This is a genomic window from Pseudodesulfovibrio hydrargyri (assembly GCF_001874525.1).
Classification (GTDB): Bacteria; Desulfobacterota; Desulfovibrionia; order Desulfovibrionales; family Desulfovibrionaceae; genus Pseudodesulfovibrio; species Pseudodesulfovibrio hydrargyri.
The window spans coordinates 758534-775445 of sequence record NZ_LKAQ01000004.1; the positions used below are offsets into that span (position 1 = coordinate 758534).

Here is a 16912-nt window from a genome sequence, read left to right on the forward strand (position 1 = left end):
GTGGGCAGGATTTACGGCGAGAACGTCCCGGTGCGGCCCGCCTTTCCCGACGCCGGGGCCAAACCGGCGCAGGTCGCGGACAACGGCAAGGGGCTGCTGCTCTACATCCACGTGCCCTTCTGCCGTGCCCGATGCCACTACTGCTCCTTCCATTCCCAGTCCTTCGACCAGGCCACCTTCGCCTGGTACCTGTCCCTGCTGCTCAAGGAGATCGAGCTGTGGGGGCGACGGCTGCACCGCCCGAAGCTGCGCACTATCTATTTCGGCGGCGGCACCCCGTCCCTGATCCCCCTGGCCCAGCTCGACCGGATCATGAAGGCCCTGAACAAGGCGTTCGTCCTCAAGCCGGGCGTCGAGGCGACCATCGAGGCCAACCCGGACTCGGCCCAGGACGTCAGCTATTTCCGGGGGCTTTTGTCCATGGGCTTCAACCGCTTGTCGCTCGGCATGCAGAGCCTCAAGGACGCGGACCTGCAGGTCATGGGCCGCCCGCACTCGGTGGCCATGGCCTATCAGGCCTTTGACCAGGCGCGTCGGGCCGGGTTCGGCAATATCGGTCTGGATCTCATCTGGGGGCTGCCCGGCCAGAAGCTCAAGGTCTGGCTCGACCAGCTGCGCATCGTCTCCGAGATGCGGCCCGAACACATTTCGGCCTACAACCTGACCCTTGAGGAGGGAACGGTCATGGCCCGGCGCTGCGGAGAGGGCGGGGACCTGACCCTGCCCCTGGACCAGGAGCAGGGACGCATGTTCGTGTACGGGGCCGAGTTCCTGGAATCCGTGGGCTACCTGCACTACGAGGTCTCCAACTTCGCGCGCATGGGGTTCATGTCCGTGCACAACTCCGGATACTGGGACGGGTCCGACTACCTCGGGCTCGGGCCGTCGGCCGTGTCCACCCTGGGGCGCAGGCGGTTCACGGTGCCGCGCTACATGGACGAGTACGACGCCTACGTGCGCGGCGAACTGGTGGGCAGCGACTATGAGGAGCTGACCGACGATATCCTGCTCGAGGAGATGGTCATGCTTTCCCTGCGCACGGGCAAGGGGCTGGATCTCAAGGAGTACCGCAAACGCACCGGCTTCGACTTGGTCAAGAGGAAGGAACAGCTGATCAGCGCCCTGCACCGCGAGAACCTGGTGCGCATCTCGGGCGGCCGGCTCAGGCTGACCAAGAACGGCATGCTCGTGTCCAACGTGATCATCGAACGGCTCGCCTTCGGCGATTAGGCGGCCCCTATGAGCGCCCCTTCCCTGACCCGCATCTTCCTGGCCTTCACCCGGCTCGGCCTGACCGCCTTCGGCGGCCCGGCCATGGTCCCGTACATCCGGGCCCTGGCCGTGGAGCGCAAACAGTGGCTCGACGACGCCTCGTTCTCCCTGGGCATGTCCCTGACCCAGCTGCTGCCCGGGGCCACGGCCATGCAGATGGCCGCCTACGTGGGGCTGCGGACGCGCGGCGGCCCGGGCGCCCTGGCCGCCTACGCCGGGTTCGGCCTGCCCGCCTTCCTGCTCATGCTCGGCCTGACCGCGCTCTATTTCTCGGCCCGCGACGTGGCCGTGGTGACCTCGGCCTTTGCCGGACTGCAACTGGTCATCGTCGCCCTGATCCTCCACGCGGCGGTCAACTTCGCCCGGCGCTACCTGAGCGGCCCGGCCGACATGGCCCTGGCCTGCCTGGCCGGCGTCTGGCTCGGGCTCAAGGGCAACCCCATCCTGGCCATGGCCGCGGTCTGCGCCCTGGCCGTGTTTCTGCTGCGCGACGAGGGCTGCGGGCTGCCCGAGCCGAGGGAGTCCACCGGGAACGGGCCGCTGCGCTTCGCCCTGCTGCTCCTGGCGGGCCTGGCCCTCTTCCTGGCCGCTTTGTTCATCGTGGACCCCGAGCTGTTCCGGCTCGGCCTGCTCATGGTCAAGATCGACTGCTTCGCCTTCGGCGGCGGGTACGTGTCCGTGCCGCTCATGCTTCACGAGGTGGTCGAGGTGCGCGGCTGGCTGACCGGCCCCATGTTCATGGACGGCATCGCGCTCGGGCAGGTCACGCCCGGGCCCATCGTCATGACCGGGGCGTTCGTGGGCTATGCCGTGGCCGGGCTGGCCGGGGCGCTCATAGCGGCGGTGACCGTGTTCTCGCCCTCGCTCATCGTCCTGTGCGCGGCCACCCCCTTTGCCGACAGGCTGATCCGCTCGCCCATCGCCCGGCGGGTGCTCAAGGGCAGCCTCATCTCCCTGGTGGGGCTGATGGCCGCCGTGGCCGTGCGCTTCGGCGTGTCCATCCACTGGACCATCCCCCAGGCGGTCTTCGCCCTGGCCGCGTTCATCAGTCTGCGCAAGAAGGCGGACATCCTCTGGGTGGTCCTGGCCGGGGCCGGAATCGGGGCGCTGGCCTTTTAGTGAAAATCCGTCCGTGTTGACAGAATCGGACGGCCGCCGTAGAGAATCTAAATATTATCTAGAGAATTGGCCCGAGCCGACGGGCCCAGCGGGCGCCATCCGGCAGTCCCGGAGGGAGAAGGTATGTTCGATTCCAAGAGGGTTCCGTTCCGTTACAAGCTCATCCTCGGCGTGGTGGCCATGGTCGCCCTGACCGCCCTGATCCTGGCCGGGGGCATCGTCTATCTGATGGACGGCGCGCTGAACGAACTGAACGTGTCCCCCGAAGCCCTGGGCGCGGTGGAGCGCCAGATCCTTCTGGTGGCCGGGGCCATCGTGGCCGCGGGCGTGCTCGGCTCCCTGCTGGGCAGCTTTCTGCTGGTTCGCGCCCTGCTCAAGCCGCTGCACAACCTGTCGGCCTACACCCTGGAGGTGGCGGCGGGCAACTACAATGCGGCCATAGAATACGAGGCCCATGACGCCATCGGCGAGGCCATCGACGCGGTCCGGAACATGACCGGTGAGCTCAAGGCCAAGCTCGGCATGGCCCAGGGGCTGCTGACCAGCCTGACCCAGCCGTGCGTGGTCGTGGACACCGACGAGATCATCACCTTCCTGAACCAGCCCGAGCTGGACCTCTTGCAGATAGACGGGGAACCGTCCGAATTCATCGGCATGCACATGTCCGAGTTCGTCTACGGCGACCGCTCGCGGCCGACTCTGCTCGGCCAGTGCATGCGCAAGGGCAAGGTCGTCACGGGCCAGGCCACCAAGGGCAAGGGCCGCAAGGGCCGCCCCTATCACCTGCTGGTGGACGTCTCGCCCATCAAGGACCTGGACGGCAAGGTGGTGGGCGCGTTCACCATCCTGACCGAGACCACGAAAATCAAGCAGAGCGAGGCCGAGGCCCTGCACCAGCACGAGGTCATCGCCCAGACCGCCCGCGAGGCCGAGGCCATCGCCGAGGAGCTGGACGGGGCGTCCGCCACCCTGTCCCACAAGGTGGACGAGGCCAGCCACGGCTCGGACATCCAGCGCGACCGGGCCACCGAGACGGCCACGGCCATGGAGCAGATGAACGCCACCGTGCTTGAGGTGGCCCAGAACGCCGGGAGCGCCTCCAACAACGCGGACGACATGCGCGACCTGGCCGAGGAGGGGGCCGGGCTGGTCAACCAGGTGGTCCGGGCCATCCAGGACGTGGGCGTGCAGTCCGAGGCCCTCAAGGAATCCATGGCCCAGCTCGACCGGCAGACCGAGGACATCGGGGCGATCATGCAGGTCATCGACGACATCGCGGACCAGACCAACCTGCTGGCGCTGAACGCGGCCATCGAGGCGGCCCGCGCGGGCGAGGCCGGGCGAGGCTTCGCCGTGGTCGCGGACGAGGTCCGCAAGCTGGCCGAAAAGACCATGACCGCCACCAAGGAGGTGGACGCGGCCATCCAGTCCATCCGCACCGGCGCCCATGAGAACGTGGCCGCCACGGAGAGGGCCGTGGCCTCCATCCAGGAGTCCACCGGCCTGGCCGACCGCGCCGGACAGTCCATCGAGAACATCCGGCAAAGCGTGATCCTGACCGCGGACCAGGTGCGCTCCATCGCCACGGCCGCCGAGGAGCAGTCGGCCACCAGCGAACAGGTCACCCGAGCCACCGAGGAGATCACCGCCATTTCCAGCGAAACCGCCCAGGCCATGGCCGAGGCCCGCACCGACCTGGACCGGTTGTCCTCCCTGGCCGGAGCCCTCAAGGAACTCATCGGCCGCATGCAGTCCTGACCGGGACGATTTTTCAACGCGAGAAAGGGAAGCCCCCGCTGAATATGGCGGGGGCTTTGATTTGTGGAGAATATTATCTAACAGTCGTACAATATTGTTTTATACTTTTCCCGAAAATCTCAAATAAAATCATCAATATTCATGCACTGCTTACTGTCGGAATACCTCGCCCGTCGCATGTCGTCTATAGTTAACTTATCCTCTTGAAAAGCACTTACTAGAAAATCGACCCAGCTATCGTTGTATAGATAGTCCTTATGAGCTTCATCATAATGACAGAATCGTGTATCCGTTTCAAAGGGATCTTCCGCTGACCCTCTTGGGCGAATATTGAAAATTCTCACAATCCAACTATGATGAACTGTCGTAATCAAACGCTTTCCTAATCTATTGTTGACTGTTTTACAAACTCCTCCCGGTTTCAGCTTGCCGATATTACAACCCTCTACTTTGATTTTTTTATCCTTAATAAGTGCTGTAACTTGATCGTAAGTTCTCTGATCTTCTGGAGACAGTTGACTCAACTGGACAAAATCTATTGCCAAATCACCACGTTTAGTATTGCTGACTTTTGGCATTGCCAGTAATTTAATGCTAAATTCAGGAGCAATAAACACCTCATCAGGCAATGAATTTCTATAGTCGTCGATAAATTTTTTAATGTCTTGCACATCTTTTGCTAAAGCAGATTTATTCGCCATTATTTGTTGGCAAGACCTCATGTGTGAAAACTGTAGAGCAAACACCAAAGACTCATGCAAAGCATATCCTTCACCAAATAGCGCTACAAGGAAATTCTCATAATTAAATAAAAACGCTTGGCATTCACCAAAAATAGATACATCTACTTCTTTTTTATTAATATGACGGTGTTCAATTTTATTCCTGAGGCGAATAAAAAACTTTATATTCATTTTCACTGCTTCTGAGAGCTTACCATACTTTCGTATACATGTGGACAACTCCCAGGCTAATTTCTCACCATCCTTCTTTTTGAATCTACCATTAGGATTTTTATAGTAATATTTAGCACCAATTGTTGCTTGAAAATAGGCATGAAACAGTTTTGTCCATGCTATGACCATCATAGATATATACCCCTCACTCCTAAATGTCGTTCGTGGCTTGTTGTATATCTCGATCGCCAGCAACGCGGAATCAACAGAAGACTCAAGAATGCTCTTTGCCTTACCCTTCCTAATTGGAATCGGGAGATCAGTTACCATTGCGCCCCCCTGCTTATATTTTGGGTAAAAATTGAAGATCCCTTTCTATACTCCATAAATACAATATATTACAATCAGCCACTGTACCTAAAATTATTCTATTGTACTGAAATCGGTATCCATCTAATTTCATAAGTAAAAAAAGAGCATGACCGGCGGGCAATACGTTGATCGTTCTCTGCACCAACGTCTCCTCCCACACGACTTGATCTTTCGCTCCCGGTCCAGGGCGAAGGACGGCATGGCCGAAACCGGTGGCTGATCAGCCCAGCACGGCCCGGACCAGCTCCGGGGTGCGCGTCCCGGCCTTGCCTTCCAGGAAATAGTCGGTGGTGTTGTAGGTGTACGAGGTATCCCGCAGGTTGATCTCGATGATTGTGCCGCCGTGCCGCTTGACCACGATCGGGATGCGCCCGGCCGGGACGACCTCGCCGCCCGTGCCGATGACCAGGCAGACGTCCGCCTGCTTGGCCAGGTCCGTGGCCGCCCGGTGCACGTCGTCGGGGATGCCCTCGCCGAAGAAGACGAAGTCCGGCTTGAGCAGCCCGCCGCAGGCCGGGCAGGGCGGGGGCAGGATGTCCAGCGAGATGGCCTCGGTCTTGAAAAAGGTCCGGCAGGACAGGCACTGCATGCGCCTTGTTGAGCCGTGGTACTCGTGGACCACCCGGCTGCCCGCGTCCTGGTGCAGGGAGTCGATGTTCTGGGTGACGATGCCGACGAGTTTTCCGGCTGCCTCCAGTTCGGCCAGGGCCAGATGGGCCGGGTTGGGCTTGGCCCGGCCGTACATGTCGTAGAATATCTCCTTGAGCAGGGGCCAGACCTCTTCGGGATGGCGCTTGAAATACCCCTTCTCGAACTTGTCCGGGTCGTATTTGGACCACACGCCGCCCGGCCCCCGAAACGGCGGGATGCCCGATTCCACGGAGATGCCCGCGCCGGTGAAGGCCATGGCGCAGCGCGCTTTTTTCAGGGCCTCGGCCGCATTGTGCAGGGCGTGATTCGACATGATCTAATGCCCGGCAAAGGTCATGTGGAGTTTGCCCTGCTCATCAGGACGCAGGGAGAAGATGGCGGCCCAGCGGTCGAGACAGCCGTCCGTCCGGTCGGCGGACGGTTCGAGCACGGCCGGGTCCACGACGATCTCCGCGTTGACCGCGCCCTCCTTGAGAAAGACCAGGCTCCAGCCTCCCTCCTTCCTGGGGGCGGGCTCGTAGTCGCGGCCGAACAAGGTGGAGAAGTCGTGCTCCCCGCCGGGCAGGACCACGCAGACCGAATCCCAATCGTAGTATTCCATGAAGGCGTCCAGGGAATAGGTCCGGCCGGTCCCGGCCGGGGCCTCCTTCAACGCCTTGAAGAAGCGGTCGCTGACGTAGCGGTCCGTGTAGTCGAAAGAGAACAGCACCGCAAAGAGCAGGAGCAGGCCGATGGTCACGACCAGCGCGCTTTTGGTCCTCATGGTCATGCGTCACACCCCCCAGGTAACGTGCCTGTAACAATTCCTCCAATAAACCCTACTGTTTTGCCCAGCCAGGGTCAAACCCGCCCCCGGCCCGGCGGGCATCGCTCCAATCGACAAATACCGTTATGTAGTTTAACAATATTGGCAATTTTTTGCAAAATTTGCCACTTTTGTAAACTCAAAAAAATACTTTTGTGTAGATATCGCCCAAATACTGTGGTTTTTTCTTGGCCCCGGACTTGCATAGCGGGCCGCTGGAGGTTTGAACAATGAATTACACCGACAACGCCTTTATCCTGGTCTGCGCTGCCCTGGTCATGTTCATGACCCCCGGGCTGGCGCTGTTTTACGGCGGGCTGGTCCGCTCGAAAAACGTTCTCGCAACCATCATGCAGTCGTTCATCATGCTCGGGCTCATGTCCGTGCTCTGGGCCGTCATCGGCTATACCCTGTCGTTTGGCTCGGACATCGGCGGGCTCATCGGCGGGCTCGACTTCGTCTTCCTCAAGGGCGTGGGCATGACCACGGCCGGGTCCCCGGCCGACAACCTGCCCCACCTGACCTTCATGATCTTCCAGTGCATGTTCGCGGTCATCACCCCGGCGCTGATCTCCGGCGCGTTCGCCGAACGCATGAAGTTCGGCGGATTCATGGTCTTTTCCGCCCTGTGGCTGATCCTGGTCTACGCCCCCATGTGCCACTGGGTCTGGGGCGGCGGCTGGATGGGCCAGATGGGCGCGCTCGACTTCGCGGGCGGCGCGGTGGTCCACATGAGCTCGGGCGCGGCAGCCCTGTGCTGCGCCATCCTCATCGGCAAGCGCAAGGGCCACGGCTCCACGGCCTTCATCCCGCACAACCTGCCCATGACCATCCTGGGCGCGGCCATCCTGTGGTTCGGCTGGTTCGGCTTCAACGCCGGTTCCGCCCTGGCCGCCGACGGCGCGGCCGCCAACGCGTTCGTGACCACCCACATGGCCACGGCCGCGGCCGCCCTGTCCTGGATCATCGCCGAGTGGATGCACGGCGGCAAGGCCACCACCCTGGGCGCGGCCTCGGGCGCGGTGGCCGGGCTGGTCGCCATCACCCCGGCCGCCGGGTTCGTCACCCCCATGTGGGCCATCGTGCTCGGCCTGGGCGCGGGTGTGCTCTGCTACGGCGGGATCATGCTCAAGAACAAATTCGGCTACGACGACGCGCTCGACGTGGTCGGCATCCACGGCCTGGGCGGCACCTACGGGGCCCTGGCCACCGGACTGCTGGCCACGGTGGGCGCGGAGGGGCTGATCGTGGGCAACGCGCACCAGCTGTGGGTCCAATTCGTCTCCGTGGTGGCCACCTGGGCTTTCTGCTTCGCCATGACCTTCATCATCTTCAAGGTGGTGGACGCCACCATCGGCCTGCGGGCAAGCGACGAGGACCAGGACAAGGGCATGGACATTGCCGAGCATTCCGAGACCGGTTATCAGTGGTAGTCAAGGAGACAGCGACATGAAGAAAATCGAGATCATCACCCGGACGTTCAAGCTCGACGAGGTCAAGACCGCCCTTTCCGGCATCGGCGTGAAGGGCATGACCGTCAGCGAAGTCAAGGGCTTCGGCCGCCAGGGCGGCCACAAGGAAGTGTACCGCGGGGCCGAGTACCAGGTGGACTTCGTGCCCAAGATCAAGATCGAGGCCGTGGTCGAGGACGACTTCGCCGCCGAGGTGGTGGAGGCGGCCCGCGCTGCCGCCCGCACCGGCGAGGTGGGCGACGGCAAGATCTTCGTCTCCCCCGTGGACGAGGTTGTGCGCATCCGCACCGGCGAGACCGGCGAAGAGGCCATCTAGCTTCGATACAACGAGAACGTCTCCGGTCCGGGCGAACCCGGACCGGAGCCATCCGGGCCTGCGAGGAAAGAGAGTCCCAGCGGCCGCCCGGGCATATCCCAGCCCGCCGGGCTGACTGCGGCCGGGACCGGAAAGGACTCCCGGCCGTTCCTTTTCCGCCGGGCCGGACAACCCCAGGAGCGCCATGCAGCCGGACAGCCTTCTTCCCGAATCCGCCCGCAGGCTGAAACAGGCCAGGGCGGACCTGTGGGCCCGGGCCGGGGCCGGTTCCGTGGGCGGCTTCGCCTGGGAGTACACCCACCTGGTGGACCGCTATTTCGAGAGCCGCATCCGGGAGGCCGGGCCGCAGCGCTTCGCCTTCACGCTCGTGGCCGTGGGCGGTTACGGCCGCGGGCGGCTGTGTCCCGGCTCGGACGTGGACGTCCTCCTGCTCTTCAAGCGCCGCATCCCGTCCGGAGCCGAAGAATTCACCAAGACCCTGCTCTTCCCCCTGTGGGACCTCGGCCTGGACCTGGGCCACGGCGTGCGCACCGTGGCCGACTGCGTGTCCTTGGCCAGGAAGGACTTCCAGGTCCTGGCCTCGCTCATGGACGCCCGCCCCCTGGCCGGAGACGCCGAGGTCTTCGAGGCCTTCCGGTCCGCCTTTGCGGCCAAGGTCCTGAACACGCACGGCGAGACCTTCGCCGCCTCCCTGCGCGAACACAACGAGGCCCGCGCCGCCCAGTACGGCGACGCCTCGGCCCTGCTCGAACCCGAGCTCAAGAACGGCCTGGGGGGCCTGCGCGACGGCCAGCAGGTGGTCTGGCTGACCCGGGTGCTCAAGGCGCTTAAGCGCAACCCCATCTTCCTGCCCGAGGAACTCTCGCGGCTGCGCGAGGACCAGGCCTTCCTCAACCGCGTGCGCACGGCCCTGCACCTGGCCGCCGGACGCAAGACCGACCGTCTCTATTTCGACCTCCAGCCGCCCACGGCGCGGCTCATGGGATTCGCCTCGCGCACCGCCTCGCCCGAGGACACCGGCCTGGCCGTGGAGTTCTTCCTGTCCCGGCTGCACCAGGCCATGACCCGGATCAAGGCCATGCGCGAGGCCCTGTTCCAGGAGGCCTTCCCGGTGCGCAGCACCCCCCTGCCCGAACCGACCATCCGCAACCTGTCTACCGGGCCCGGGGGCATCCGCTTCATCCGCCAGTCCGAGGCCACCCCGGACAACGTGCTCGGCGCGTTTCTGGAGTCCGCGCGCGCCGGCCTGCCCCTGACCTGGGGCGCGCGGCGCATCGTCCGGCGCGACCCGGCCCGGTTCGCGGCCGGGCTGGCCGGACGGGGCGAGACCCTGTCCATCCTGGTGGAGATATTCCTGGCCCCGCACTGCCGGACCGCTCTGGACGGGCTGCTCGAGACCCGGCTGCTGCCCGCCCTGTTCCCGGAATTCGCCGAGGTGGAGCACCTCATCCAGTTCAACGACTACCACGTCCATCCGGTGGGCCGGCACACCCTGGCCACCGTGGCCCTGCTCTCGGATTTCGCGCGCGGCGACGGGGAGTGGACCGGGGAGCTGGCCGGAGGGGTGACCGACCCGGCCCGCCTGGTCCTGGCCGGATTCTTCCACGACCTGGGCAAGGGCGCGCCCGACCACTCCGGGGCCGGGGCGGCCATGGCCCGCCGGGTCCTGGGCCGCTACGGACGTGCGCCCGAGGTCATCGAGGACGTGGCTTTCCTTGTGGAGCACCACCTGCTTTTGCCCAAGACCGCCACCCGGCGCGATCTGTCCGACGAGCGCACGGTGGCGGACGTGGCCGCCGTGGTCGGGGACACGGCCCGGTTGGACATGCTCCACCTGCTGTCCACGGCCGACTCCATGGCCACCGGCCCACGCGCCTGGAACTCCTGGACCCGCTCCCTGCTGGGCGAGCTGTACTTCAAGGTCCGCAACCTGTTGCGCCACGGCCCCCTGGCCGAGCCGGACGCGGCCCGCAAACTGGCCGACGCCAAGCTCGCCGTGCTCGCGGCGGCCCACGACCAGGACCCGGAGTTCGTGGACGCGGCCATGCGGGCCATGCCCCCGCGCGCCTTCCTGGCCCTGACGCCCGAGGCCATCGCCGGGCATGTGCGGCTGGTCAGAAAACTGTGGGGAGCCGTGGCCGAGGACCGCATGCGCAAGCCGTCCTCCATCGGCGGCAAGGGCGTCATCCTGATCGAGGCCGCGCCGGGCCGGGCCGAGAACACCTTCAAGCTGACCATCGCCGCCGTGGACCAGCCCAACCTGTTCGCGACTATCGCCGGGGCCCTGTCCCTGCACGGGCTGAACATCCTGGCCGCCGACATCTTCAGCTGGAAGGACGGTACGGCCGTGGACGTGTTCACCGTGGGCGAGCCGCCCGAGAACCTCTACGCCGAGGAGGTCTGGGCCCGGGTCGGCCGGTCCGTGGGCTACGCCATGGTGGGCAAGCTGGACCTGGCCGCCCGGCTGGAGGAGCGCAGCCGCTCGCCCCTGACCAGGGGGCGGGGCCGCCCCAAGCTCAAGCCTCTGGTGACCATCGACAACCGGGCCAGCGACTTCTACACCGTGATCGAGGTGGCGGCCACGGACCGCACCGGTTTCCTGTTCGACATGGCCCGCACCCTGGCCGCCCACGGGCTGTCCATCCACCTGGCCATGATCACGACCATCAAGGGCCGGGCGGCCGACGTCTTCCACGTGCGCACCCAGGACGGGCAACGGCTCCTGGACGAGTCGCGCCTGGACGCCCTGCGCAGGGATCTCCTGGCCGCTTCCAAGGCCCGGTAAAACGCTTTACTTTTCGAAAACCGGCCGTAGAGTGTGGGCATACCAGAGCCCAAGGACCTCCCATGCCCATCAACGTGACCATCTTTTCCGATTTCGTCTGCCCGTTCTGCTTCGTCGGCTCGGGCATCATCGACCGTCTGAGGAAGGACTTCGACATCCGCGACACCTGGCTGCCCCACGAACTGCATCCCGAGACCCCGCCCGAGGGGCGGCCCCTGGACGACCTGGTGGACCGCTTCGACCTGGACCAGGTGATCATGACCTGCAACCAGCGGGGCGAGCCCTACGGCATCCGCTTCGCCCGTGCCGAGATGCTGTTCAACTCCCGCCTCGCCCTGGAGGCCGCCGAGTTCGCGCGCGACGCGGGCCTCTACCACGACTTCCACGGCCGCATGTTCCGGGCCGGATTCACCGAGGGACGCAACATCGGGGACATGGAAGTGATTCTGGACGTGGCTCTCCGGACCGGCCTGGACCGGGAGCCGCTCAAGGCGGCCCTGGCCGACCACCGCTACGCGGACCGCGTGGCGGACGGATCGAGGAAGGCCAAGGAGGCCGGGGTCACGGCACTGCCCACCTTCATCGTCGAGGGCCAGCCGCGCGTCACCGGGGCCGTGGACGAGTCCGTGCTGCGCCAAGCCCTGGAAGCGGCCCGGCGAAAGGTCTAACCGCAACCGACTGCAACTAACCGCAACAAACGAATGAATATGACGCAACAAGCTGAAATAGTGATTTTCTTCACCGGCGGAACCATCGGCATGTCCCCGGTGGAAGGCAAGGAGGGCGTGGCCCCGGGCGGCAACTTCGACGGCTTGCTCAACCAGCTCTCCCCCCAGGAGGCGGACGTGGTCCTGCGGCCCGTGCTCTGGTCGGACAAGCCGAGCCCGCACATGACCCCGGAGGACATGTTCCGGCTGGCCCGCGACGTGGAGGAAGCGCTTAAGGAGGAGTCCGTGCTCGGGGCCGTGGTCCTGCACGGCACGGACACCCTGGCCGAGACCGCCTACATGTGCGACCTGGTGGTCCGCTCGGACAAGCCGGTCATCCTGACCGGTTCCATGCGCTACTATTCCGAGGCGGGCTACGACGGCATCCGCAACCTGGCCAACACCGTGCGCGCCTGCCTGCTCCCCCTGCCCCCGGGCGTGGGGGCGTGCATCCTGATGACCGACCGCATCTTCGCGGCCCGCGAGGCGGTCAAGGTCAACTCGCTCAACGTGGACGCCTTCGAGTCCCGCGAGGCCGGTGTGGTCGGCTACGTGGCCGGAGAGTCCGTGCTCCTGGCCCGGCCCAGGTCCACCCCCACCCCCAGGCGCAAGTTCGCCCCCGCTTCCATCGAGACCAACGTGCCGCTCATTACCGCGTATACGGGAATTGACCGAAAGCCTATCGATCATGCAATAAGCGAAGGAGCAAAGGGAGTTGTCATCGAAGGGTTCGGCGCAGGCAACGTGCCCCCGGCCCTGGTCGAAGGAATCGAGGCCTGCCTGGAAAAGGGGCTGCCCGTGGTCCTGGCCACCCGCTGCATCGAGGGCGGGGTCTGGCCCGTGTACGGCTACCCGGGCGGCGGAGCCGACCTGCACGCCAAGGGCGTCATCCTGTGCGGCAGGCTGGGCGGACCCAAGGCCCGCATCCGGCTCATGTGCGCCCTGGGGCTGACCTCGGACCAGGACGAAATCCGGAAGATATTCGAGGAGGCGTAGAGGGCTAGCCGATTTCCTCGGTGAAGCGCCGGAATTCGGACAGGGCGCGGCTCTGGACCATGGTCCGGACCGCGTCCAGGTACTCGTGGTTCTCGATGACCAGGTTGACGATGTCCACGTCCAGGAAGCCGCTGTCCGCCATGGAGCGGAGCACGGACACGGTCCGCTCTCTGGTCATGCCCTTGCGGTAGGGGCGGTCCTCGGTGATGGCCGTGTGCACGTCCGCCACCTGCATGATCCGGGAGCCCAGCGAGAGCTCCTTTTCCGTCAGTCCCAGGGGATATCCCTTGCCGTTCAACCGCTCGTGGTGCTGGGCCGCCCAATCGGCCACCTCGCCCAGGCCCGGGATGGCGCGCAGGACCTCGGCGCTGACCGTGGCGTGGTCCTTGATCCGGGTGTATTCGTCGTCGTCCAGGGCGCTCTGCTTGTCCAGCAGGGAGGTGGGCACGGCCAGCTTGCCGATGTCGTGCAGGTTCCCGGCCAACCGCATGGCCTTCTGCTCCTTCTCGTCCATGCCCGCCAGCCGGGCCAGCAGGACCGCGGTCTCGGCCACGCCCGCCGAGTGGGTGGCCGTGTGGCGGCTCCGGAAGTCGATGATCCGGGTGAAGAAGCCGGAGAAGTCGATGAGCTGGTCCGGGGAGATGCGCACGTCCAGGAGGTCCTTGGAGAGCATCTCCCTGACCGGCATGTCCATGTCCTCCATCAGCGGCCAGAACAGGCCGCTCGCGGTCAGTTCCCGGAAGGCGGCCGTCAGTTCCGGGGCGTAGAGGTCCGAGGTGAACCCTGCCACGGCCCGCTCCACGTCACTGCGCTCCCGCCTGTGCGCGCCCATCCGGCGCAGGATGTCCACCCGGTCGGCCAGATTGACGATGTTGGCCAGCAGCAGGGTCTCGCGGTCACCCTCCTGGCGGATGACCCGCAGGTCCCGCCAACTGGTGTGGTGGTACAGAACCATGCGCGAGGGGCGCTCCAGGAAGGGGTGGTCCTTGAGCAGCCGGTAGCCGACCACCGCGTGCTCCTCCAGGTCGGCGTCGAAGCTCAGGCCGTCCAGGGCCAGATCCATGGAAAACGCCCCGATGTCGTGCAGCAGCCCGGCCAGAAGCAAATCCACCAGGGAGGAGGGCTTGATGCCCACCCGGTTGCCCAACAGGGCGGAGGCCAGCCCCACCCGCCGGTGGTGCCCGGTGACCGTGGGGGAGATGTAGTCCAGAGCGGTGGAGATGCCGCCGGCTATGTCGATAAGAGAGACGTCTTCCATGCAACACACGCTGCCACTAGATAAATTTGAGAAATCCGCCGCGAACTGCGAAGAATCATCCTTTTTTACTCACACACTGCCAATTATATTCCGCGAACGGGCAGGCAACCACACCCGCAAGCGGTTGTCAACAACCGGTGACACGGCTGGAGATGGACACCCAGCGGACCATGTCAAGTTGATTTTCCCTGCCGATCGGACGCTTTTCCTTGTCATTCGCCGACAAAAGCGGGCCGCGACCAGAACGCGTGGTACGATTTTCGCGCCGGGATGCCCGAAACCCTAGCGAAGCGAGGAACACGCATATGGCAACGAGTGTGATCGAAATCTGCAACAACGCCCTTCTGGACCTGGGAGAGGACGCGATCATGTCCCTGGGCGACGACTCCAAGGCAGCCGGGCTGTGCAACCACCGCTGGCCCGCGGTGCGCGACGCGGTCCTGCGCGCCCACCCCTGGAACTGCGCCACGGCCCAGGCCGAACTGGCCGCCGGGTCCATCGCCCCCCTGTGGAAGTGGGCCTTCCGGTACATCCTGCCCACGGACTTTCTGCGGATCATCGCCATTACCGGCGCGGACGGGGAGGAGGTCCGGGACTGGGAGATCCAGTCCGGGGTCATCCTGTGCGACGAGGAGGCCCCCCTGTACATCGCCTACGTGCGTCGCGAGACCGACCCCAAAAAGTACGACGCCCTGCTGTCCGAGGTCCTGTCCGCGCGGCTGGCCGCCACTCTGGCCTACCCCCTGTCCGGGTCCACGTCCCTGGCCCAGTCCTGCTGGCAGACCTACCAGGACAAGCTGGCCGAGGCGCGCGGCGTGAACGCCCGCGAAGGCGTGGCCGAATCCATGGCCCCGGCCACGTGGCTGGGGGCCAAGCTCGGCGGCTGACGGTAAAACGGAAACGGCGCGCGGCCCGCTCGCGGGGCCGCGCGCCAAGGATTACTTCACGATGAGAGAGGCGGCGTAGAAGAACTCGTTCAGCGGCGAGTCGGACGGCGTGGTCCACTCGCGCTCCAAGGACACCCGGTCGTTGTCCCCGGCAAACCGGGCGACCAGCCCCTGGTTCTCCTCGGGGTTGAGGGTGCAGGTGATGACCGCGATGCGCCCGCCGGGTTTGACCTGGGCCAGGGCGTTGTCCAGGATCTCGCGCTGCAGCAGGGTCAGGTCGCTCAGGTCGGCGGGCTTGCGCTTCCACTTGGTGTCCGGGCGGCGCGACAGCACGCCCAGACCCGAGCAGGGCATGTCCAGAAGGATGGTGCCGGGCGTGCGCGGCGGCTCGGCCGTGGCCGCGTTGGCCTCGAAGACCTCCACCCCGTGCAGCTCGCGTTCAAGCGCTGCCAGCCGTCCCCGATGGGGGTCCGAGGCGAACACGTCCAGCCCCTTTTCCAGCAGGATGCGGGTCTTGCCCCCGCGTCCGGCGCAGGCGTCCCAGACCGGGCCGTCCCAGATCTCCGGGTCCAGGGCCTCCACGGCCTGGCGCGCGGCGAACGACTGCCGGGCCAGGGGCGGGTCGGGCTCGCCCTCGAAGGCCGTGCCCCCGGGCAGGGCGAAGCTCATGCCCTCGATGTCGATCAGCTCGGGCCAGCCCGCGATCTCGGTGTACAGCTCGTCCGCATCGGGATGGCCGAAGAGGTTGAAACCCAGCGCAGGGGCCTTGATCTGGGCCTCGAGGTAGTCGGTGGCCGTCTTCTCCCCGTACTCGCGCCACCACAGGTCCACCAGCCACTGGGGACAGGCGTACCAGCGCGACAGGAATTCGGGCAGGGAGGCGTCCTTGCGGAAAAAGTCGGGATCATGGGCGTCCGCGCCCAGCTCGGACACCCGGCGGAGCACGGCGTTGAACAGCCCGGCCAGGCGCGCGCCCGGCTTGGACTTGGAGAACTCCACGGCCCAATCCACCGAGGCGTAGGCCGGAATCTTGTCCAGGAACAGAATCTCGTAGGCGGCCACGCCCATGGCCAGCCGCATCTTGGGATTGAGTTTGCCCGGATCCTGGAGGAACCGGGACAGGACGTACTCGATGCGTCCCTTGAGCCGGAGATAGCCGTAGCTGAGTTCCGTGGCCAGCCCCACGTCGCGGGGGTCGTCCACCCCGGTGGAAAGGGCCGCGTCCAGGGAGGCCTGGATGTCCTGCCGGTTCATGAGACATCGGAACAGGGCCTCGAGCGCCGCCCGCCGCGCCGAAGGCAGGGGCTTTGATGAATGTGCTTGCATACGTGCCTAGTTACCCTTCCGTCCACGGGTTGGCAAGCGGCAGCGCATGGCAACGCCGTGACAAAGCGTGACGCCCCGGGTCCGGGCTGGCCCAAACCCTACTCGAAGATCTTCTTGGCGGTGTCCTTCGCGTCGTCCGCGGCCTTGTCCATCTGCTGGCCCGCCTCCTGGGCGGCCTTGTCCATCTTCTTGCCCGCCTTTTCCATGGGCCCTTCCTCGCTGCACCCGAAGGCCACGGTCAAAACGGCGAGCAGGCAGGCGACGGTCAGGATTTTTTTCAGCGTCTTCATGG

At 65.0% G+C, this 16912-nt stretch carries 15 protein-coding genes; 9 read left to right on the top strand and 6 right to left on the bottom strand.

What is annotated here, in order from left to right:
• The 3 genes from hemW to BerOc1_RS07940 all read left to right on the top strand — a co-directional run bounded on the left by hemW (position 1) and on the right by BerOc1_RS07940 (position 4149).
• Positions 1-1230, top strand: a complete 1230-nt coding sequence (gene hemW, locus BerOc1_RS07930) for a radical SAM family heme chaperone HemW (protein WP_207503300.1) — start codon at positions 1-3, stop codon at positions 1228-1230.
• A 9-nt stretch (positions 1231-1239) separates the two neighbouring features.
• Complete coding sequence (chrA, locus tag BerOc1_RS07935; RefSeq protein ID WP_071545178.1) at positions 1240-2391, top strand: chromate efflux transporter; 1152 nt, start codon at positions 1240-1242, stop codon at positions 2389-2391.
• 123 nt (positions 2392-2514) lie between these two features.
• Positions 2515-4149 carry a methyl-accepting chemotaxis protein gene (locus tag BerOc1_RS07940; RefSeq protein ID WP_071545179.1) on the top strand — a complete coding sequence of 545 codons (1635 nt, stop codon included), beginning with the start codon at positions 2515-2517 and terminating at the stop codon, positions 4147-4149.
• Between the two features lie 119 nt (positions 4150-4268).
• Here BerOc1_RS07940 and BerOc1_RS07945 read toward each other — a convergent pair whose 3' ends face one another.
• The 3 genes from BerOc1_RS07945 to BerOc1_RS07955 form a co-directional block, all read right to left on the bottom strand.
• Complete coding sequence (locus BerOc1_RS07945) at positions 4269-5375, bottom strand: DUF3644 domain-containing protein (protein ID WP_071545180.1); 1107 nt, start codon at positions 5373-5375, stop codon at positions 4269-4271.
• A gap of 262 nt (positions 5376-5637) precedes the next feature.
• Positions 5638-6381, bottom strand: a complete 744-nt coding sequence (locus tag BerOc1_RS07950) for an SIR2 family NAD-dependent protein deacylase (RefSeq protein ID WP_071545181.1) — start codon at positions 6379-6381, stop codon at positions 5638-5640.
• Positions 6382-6384: 3 nt separating this feature from the next.
• The gene (locus tag BerOc1_RS07955; protein ID WP_071545182.1) at positions 6385-6837 is read right to left on the bottom strand and encodes a hypothetical protein; all 453 of its coding nucleotides are present in this window, start codon (positions 6835-6837) and stop codon (positions 6385-6387) included.
• 266 nt (positions 6838-7103) lie between these two features.
• On the opposite strand from BerOc1_RS07955, the gene BerOc1_RS07960 reads away from it, so the two are divergent.
• From BerOc1_RS07960 to BerOc1_RS07980, 5 genes are all read left to right on the top strand, one after another.
• A complete protein-coding gene (locus BerOc1_RS07960; RefSeq protein ID WP_071545183.1) occupies positions 7104-8306 on the top strand; it encodes an ammonium transporter in 1203 nt (400 codons plus the stop codon).
• Between the two features lie 16 nt (positions 8307-8322).
• Positions 8323-8661 carry a P-II family nitrogen regulator gene (locus tag BerOc1_RS07965; protein ID WP_071545184.1) on the top strand — a complete coding sequence of 113 codons (339 nt, stop codon included), beginning with the start codon at positions 8323-8325 and terminating at the stop codon, positions 8659-8661.
• Between the two features lie 184 nt (positions 8662-8845).
• Positions 8846-11446 carry a [protein-PII] uridylyltransferase gene (gene glnD, locus BerOc1_RS07970; protein ID WP_071545185.1) on the top strand — a complete coding sequence of 867 codons (2601 nt, stop codon included), beginning with the start codon at positions 8846-8848 and terminating at the stop codon, positions 11444-11446.
• 62 nt (positions 11447-11508) lie between these two features.
• Complete coding sequence (locus BerOc1_RS07975; protein WP_084641255.1) at positions 11509-12114, top strand: DsbA family oxidoreductase; 606 nt, start codon at positions 11509-11511, stop codon at positions 12112-12114.
• A 39-nt stretch (positions 12115-12153) separates the two neighbouring features.
• A complete protein-coding gene (locus BerOc1_RS07980; RefSeq protein ID WP_129586503.1) occupies positions 12154-13149 on the top strand; it encodes an asparaginase in 996 nt (331 codons plus the stop codon).
• A 4-nt stretch (positions 13150-13153) separates the two neighbouring features.
• Here BerOc1_RS07980 and BerOc1_RS07985 read toward each other — a convergent pair whose 3' ends face one another.
• On the bottom strand, positions 13154-14407 hold the full coding sequence (locus tag BerOc1_RS07985) for an HD-GYP domain-containing protein (protein WP_071545187.1): 1254 nt from the start codon (positions 14405-14407) through the stop codon (positions 13154-13156).
• A gap of 305 nt (positions 14408-14712) precedes the next feature.
• Here BerOc1_RS07985 and BerOc1_RS07990 point away from each other — a divergent pair, with 305 nt between their 5' ends.
• A complete protein-coding gene (locus BerOc1_RS07990) occupies positions 14713-15294 on the top strand; it encodes a phage connector family protein (protein WP_071545188.1) in 582 nt (193 codons plus the stop codon).
• Between the two features lie 51 nt (positions 15295-15345).
• On the opposite strand, the gene BerOc1_RS07995 is transcribed toward BerOc1_RS07990, so the two are convergent.
• Together BerOc1_RS07995 and BerOc1_RS08000 are read right to left on the bottom strand one after the other, a co-directional pair.
• Positions 15346-16620 (bottom strand): transcription antitermination factor NusB, encoded by a 1275-nt coding sequence (locus BerOc1_RS07995; RefSeq protein WP_071545189.1) that lies wholly within the window; start codon positions 16618-16620, stop codon positions 15346-15348.
• 98 nt (positions 16621-16718) lie between these two features.
• Positions 16719-16910 carry a hypothetical protein gene (locus BerOc1_RS08000; protein ID WP_071545190.1) on the bottom strand — a complete coding sequence of 64 codons (192 nt, stop codon included), beginning with the start codon at positions 16908-16910 and terminating at the stop codon, positions 16719-16721.
• Positions 16911-16912: the final 2 nt, after the last annotated feature.

Bases quoted from the DNA above. Each gene is read 5' to 3' on its own strand.
- BerOc1_RS07940 (WP_071545179.1), top strand. From the start codon at position 2,515: ATGTTCGATTCCAAGAGGGTTCCGTTCCGTTACAAGCTCATCCTCGGC.
- BerOc1_RS08000 (WP_071545190.1), bottom strand. From the start codon at position 16,910: ATGAAGACGCTGAAAAAAATCCTGACCGTCGCCTGCCTGCTCGCCGTT.
- chrA (WP_071545178.1), top strand. From the start codon at position 1,240: ATGAGCGCCCCTTCCCTGACCCGCATCTTCCTGGCCTTCACCCGGCTC.
- glnD (WP_071545185.1), top strand. From the start codon at position 8,846: ATGCAGCCGGACAGCCTTCTTCCCGAATCCGCCCGCAGGCTGAAACAG.
- BerOc1_RS07960 (WP_071545183.1), top strand. From the start codon at position 7,104: ATGAATTACACCGACAACGCCTTTATCCTGGTCTGCGCTGCCCTGGTC.
- BerOc1_RS07995 (WP_071545189.1), bottom strand. From the start codon at position 16,620: ATGCAAGCACATTCATCAAAGCCCCTGCCTTCGGCGCGGCGGGCGGCG.
- BerOc1_RS07985 (WP_071545187.1), bottom strand. From the start codon at position 14,407: ATGGAAGACGTCTCTCTTATCGACATAGCCGGCGGCATCTCCACCGCT.
- BerOc1_RS07975 (WP_084641255.1), top strand. From the start codon at position 11,509: ATGCCCATCAACGTGACCATCTTTTCCGATTTCGTCTGCCCGTTCTGC.
- BerOc1_RS07945 (WP_071545180.1), bottom strand. From the start codon at position 5,375: ATGGTAACTGATCTCCCGATTCCAATTAGGAAGGGTAAGGCAAAGAGC.
- BerOc1_RS07950 (WP_071545181.1), bottom strand. From the start codon at position 6,381: ATGTCGAATCACGCCCTGCACAATGCGGCCGAGGCCCTGAAAAAAGCG.
- BerOc1_RS07990 (WP_071545188.1), top strand. From the start codon at position 14,713: ATGGCAACGAGTGTGATCGAAATCTGCAACAACGCCCTTCTGGACCTG.
- BerOc1_RS07980 (WP_129586503.1), top strand. From the start codon at position 12,154: ATGACGCAACAAGCTGAAATAGTGATTTTCTTCACCGGCGGAACCATC.
- BerOc1_RS07965 (WP_071545184.1), top strand. From the start codon at position 8,323: ATGAAGAAAATCGAGATCATCACCCGGACGTTCAAGCTCGACGAGGTC.
- BerOc1_RS07955 (WP_071545182.1), bottom strand. From the start codon at position 6,837: ATGACCATGAGGACCAAAAGCGCGCTGGTCGTGACCATCGGCCTGCTC.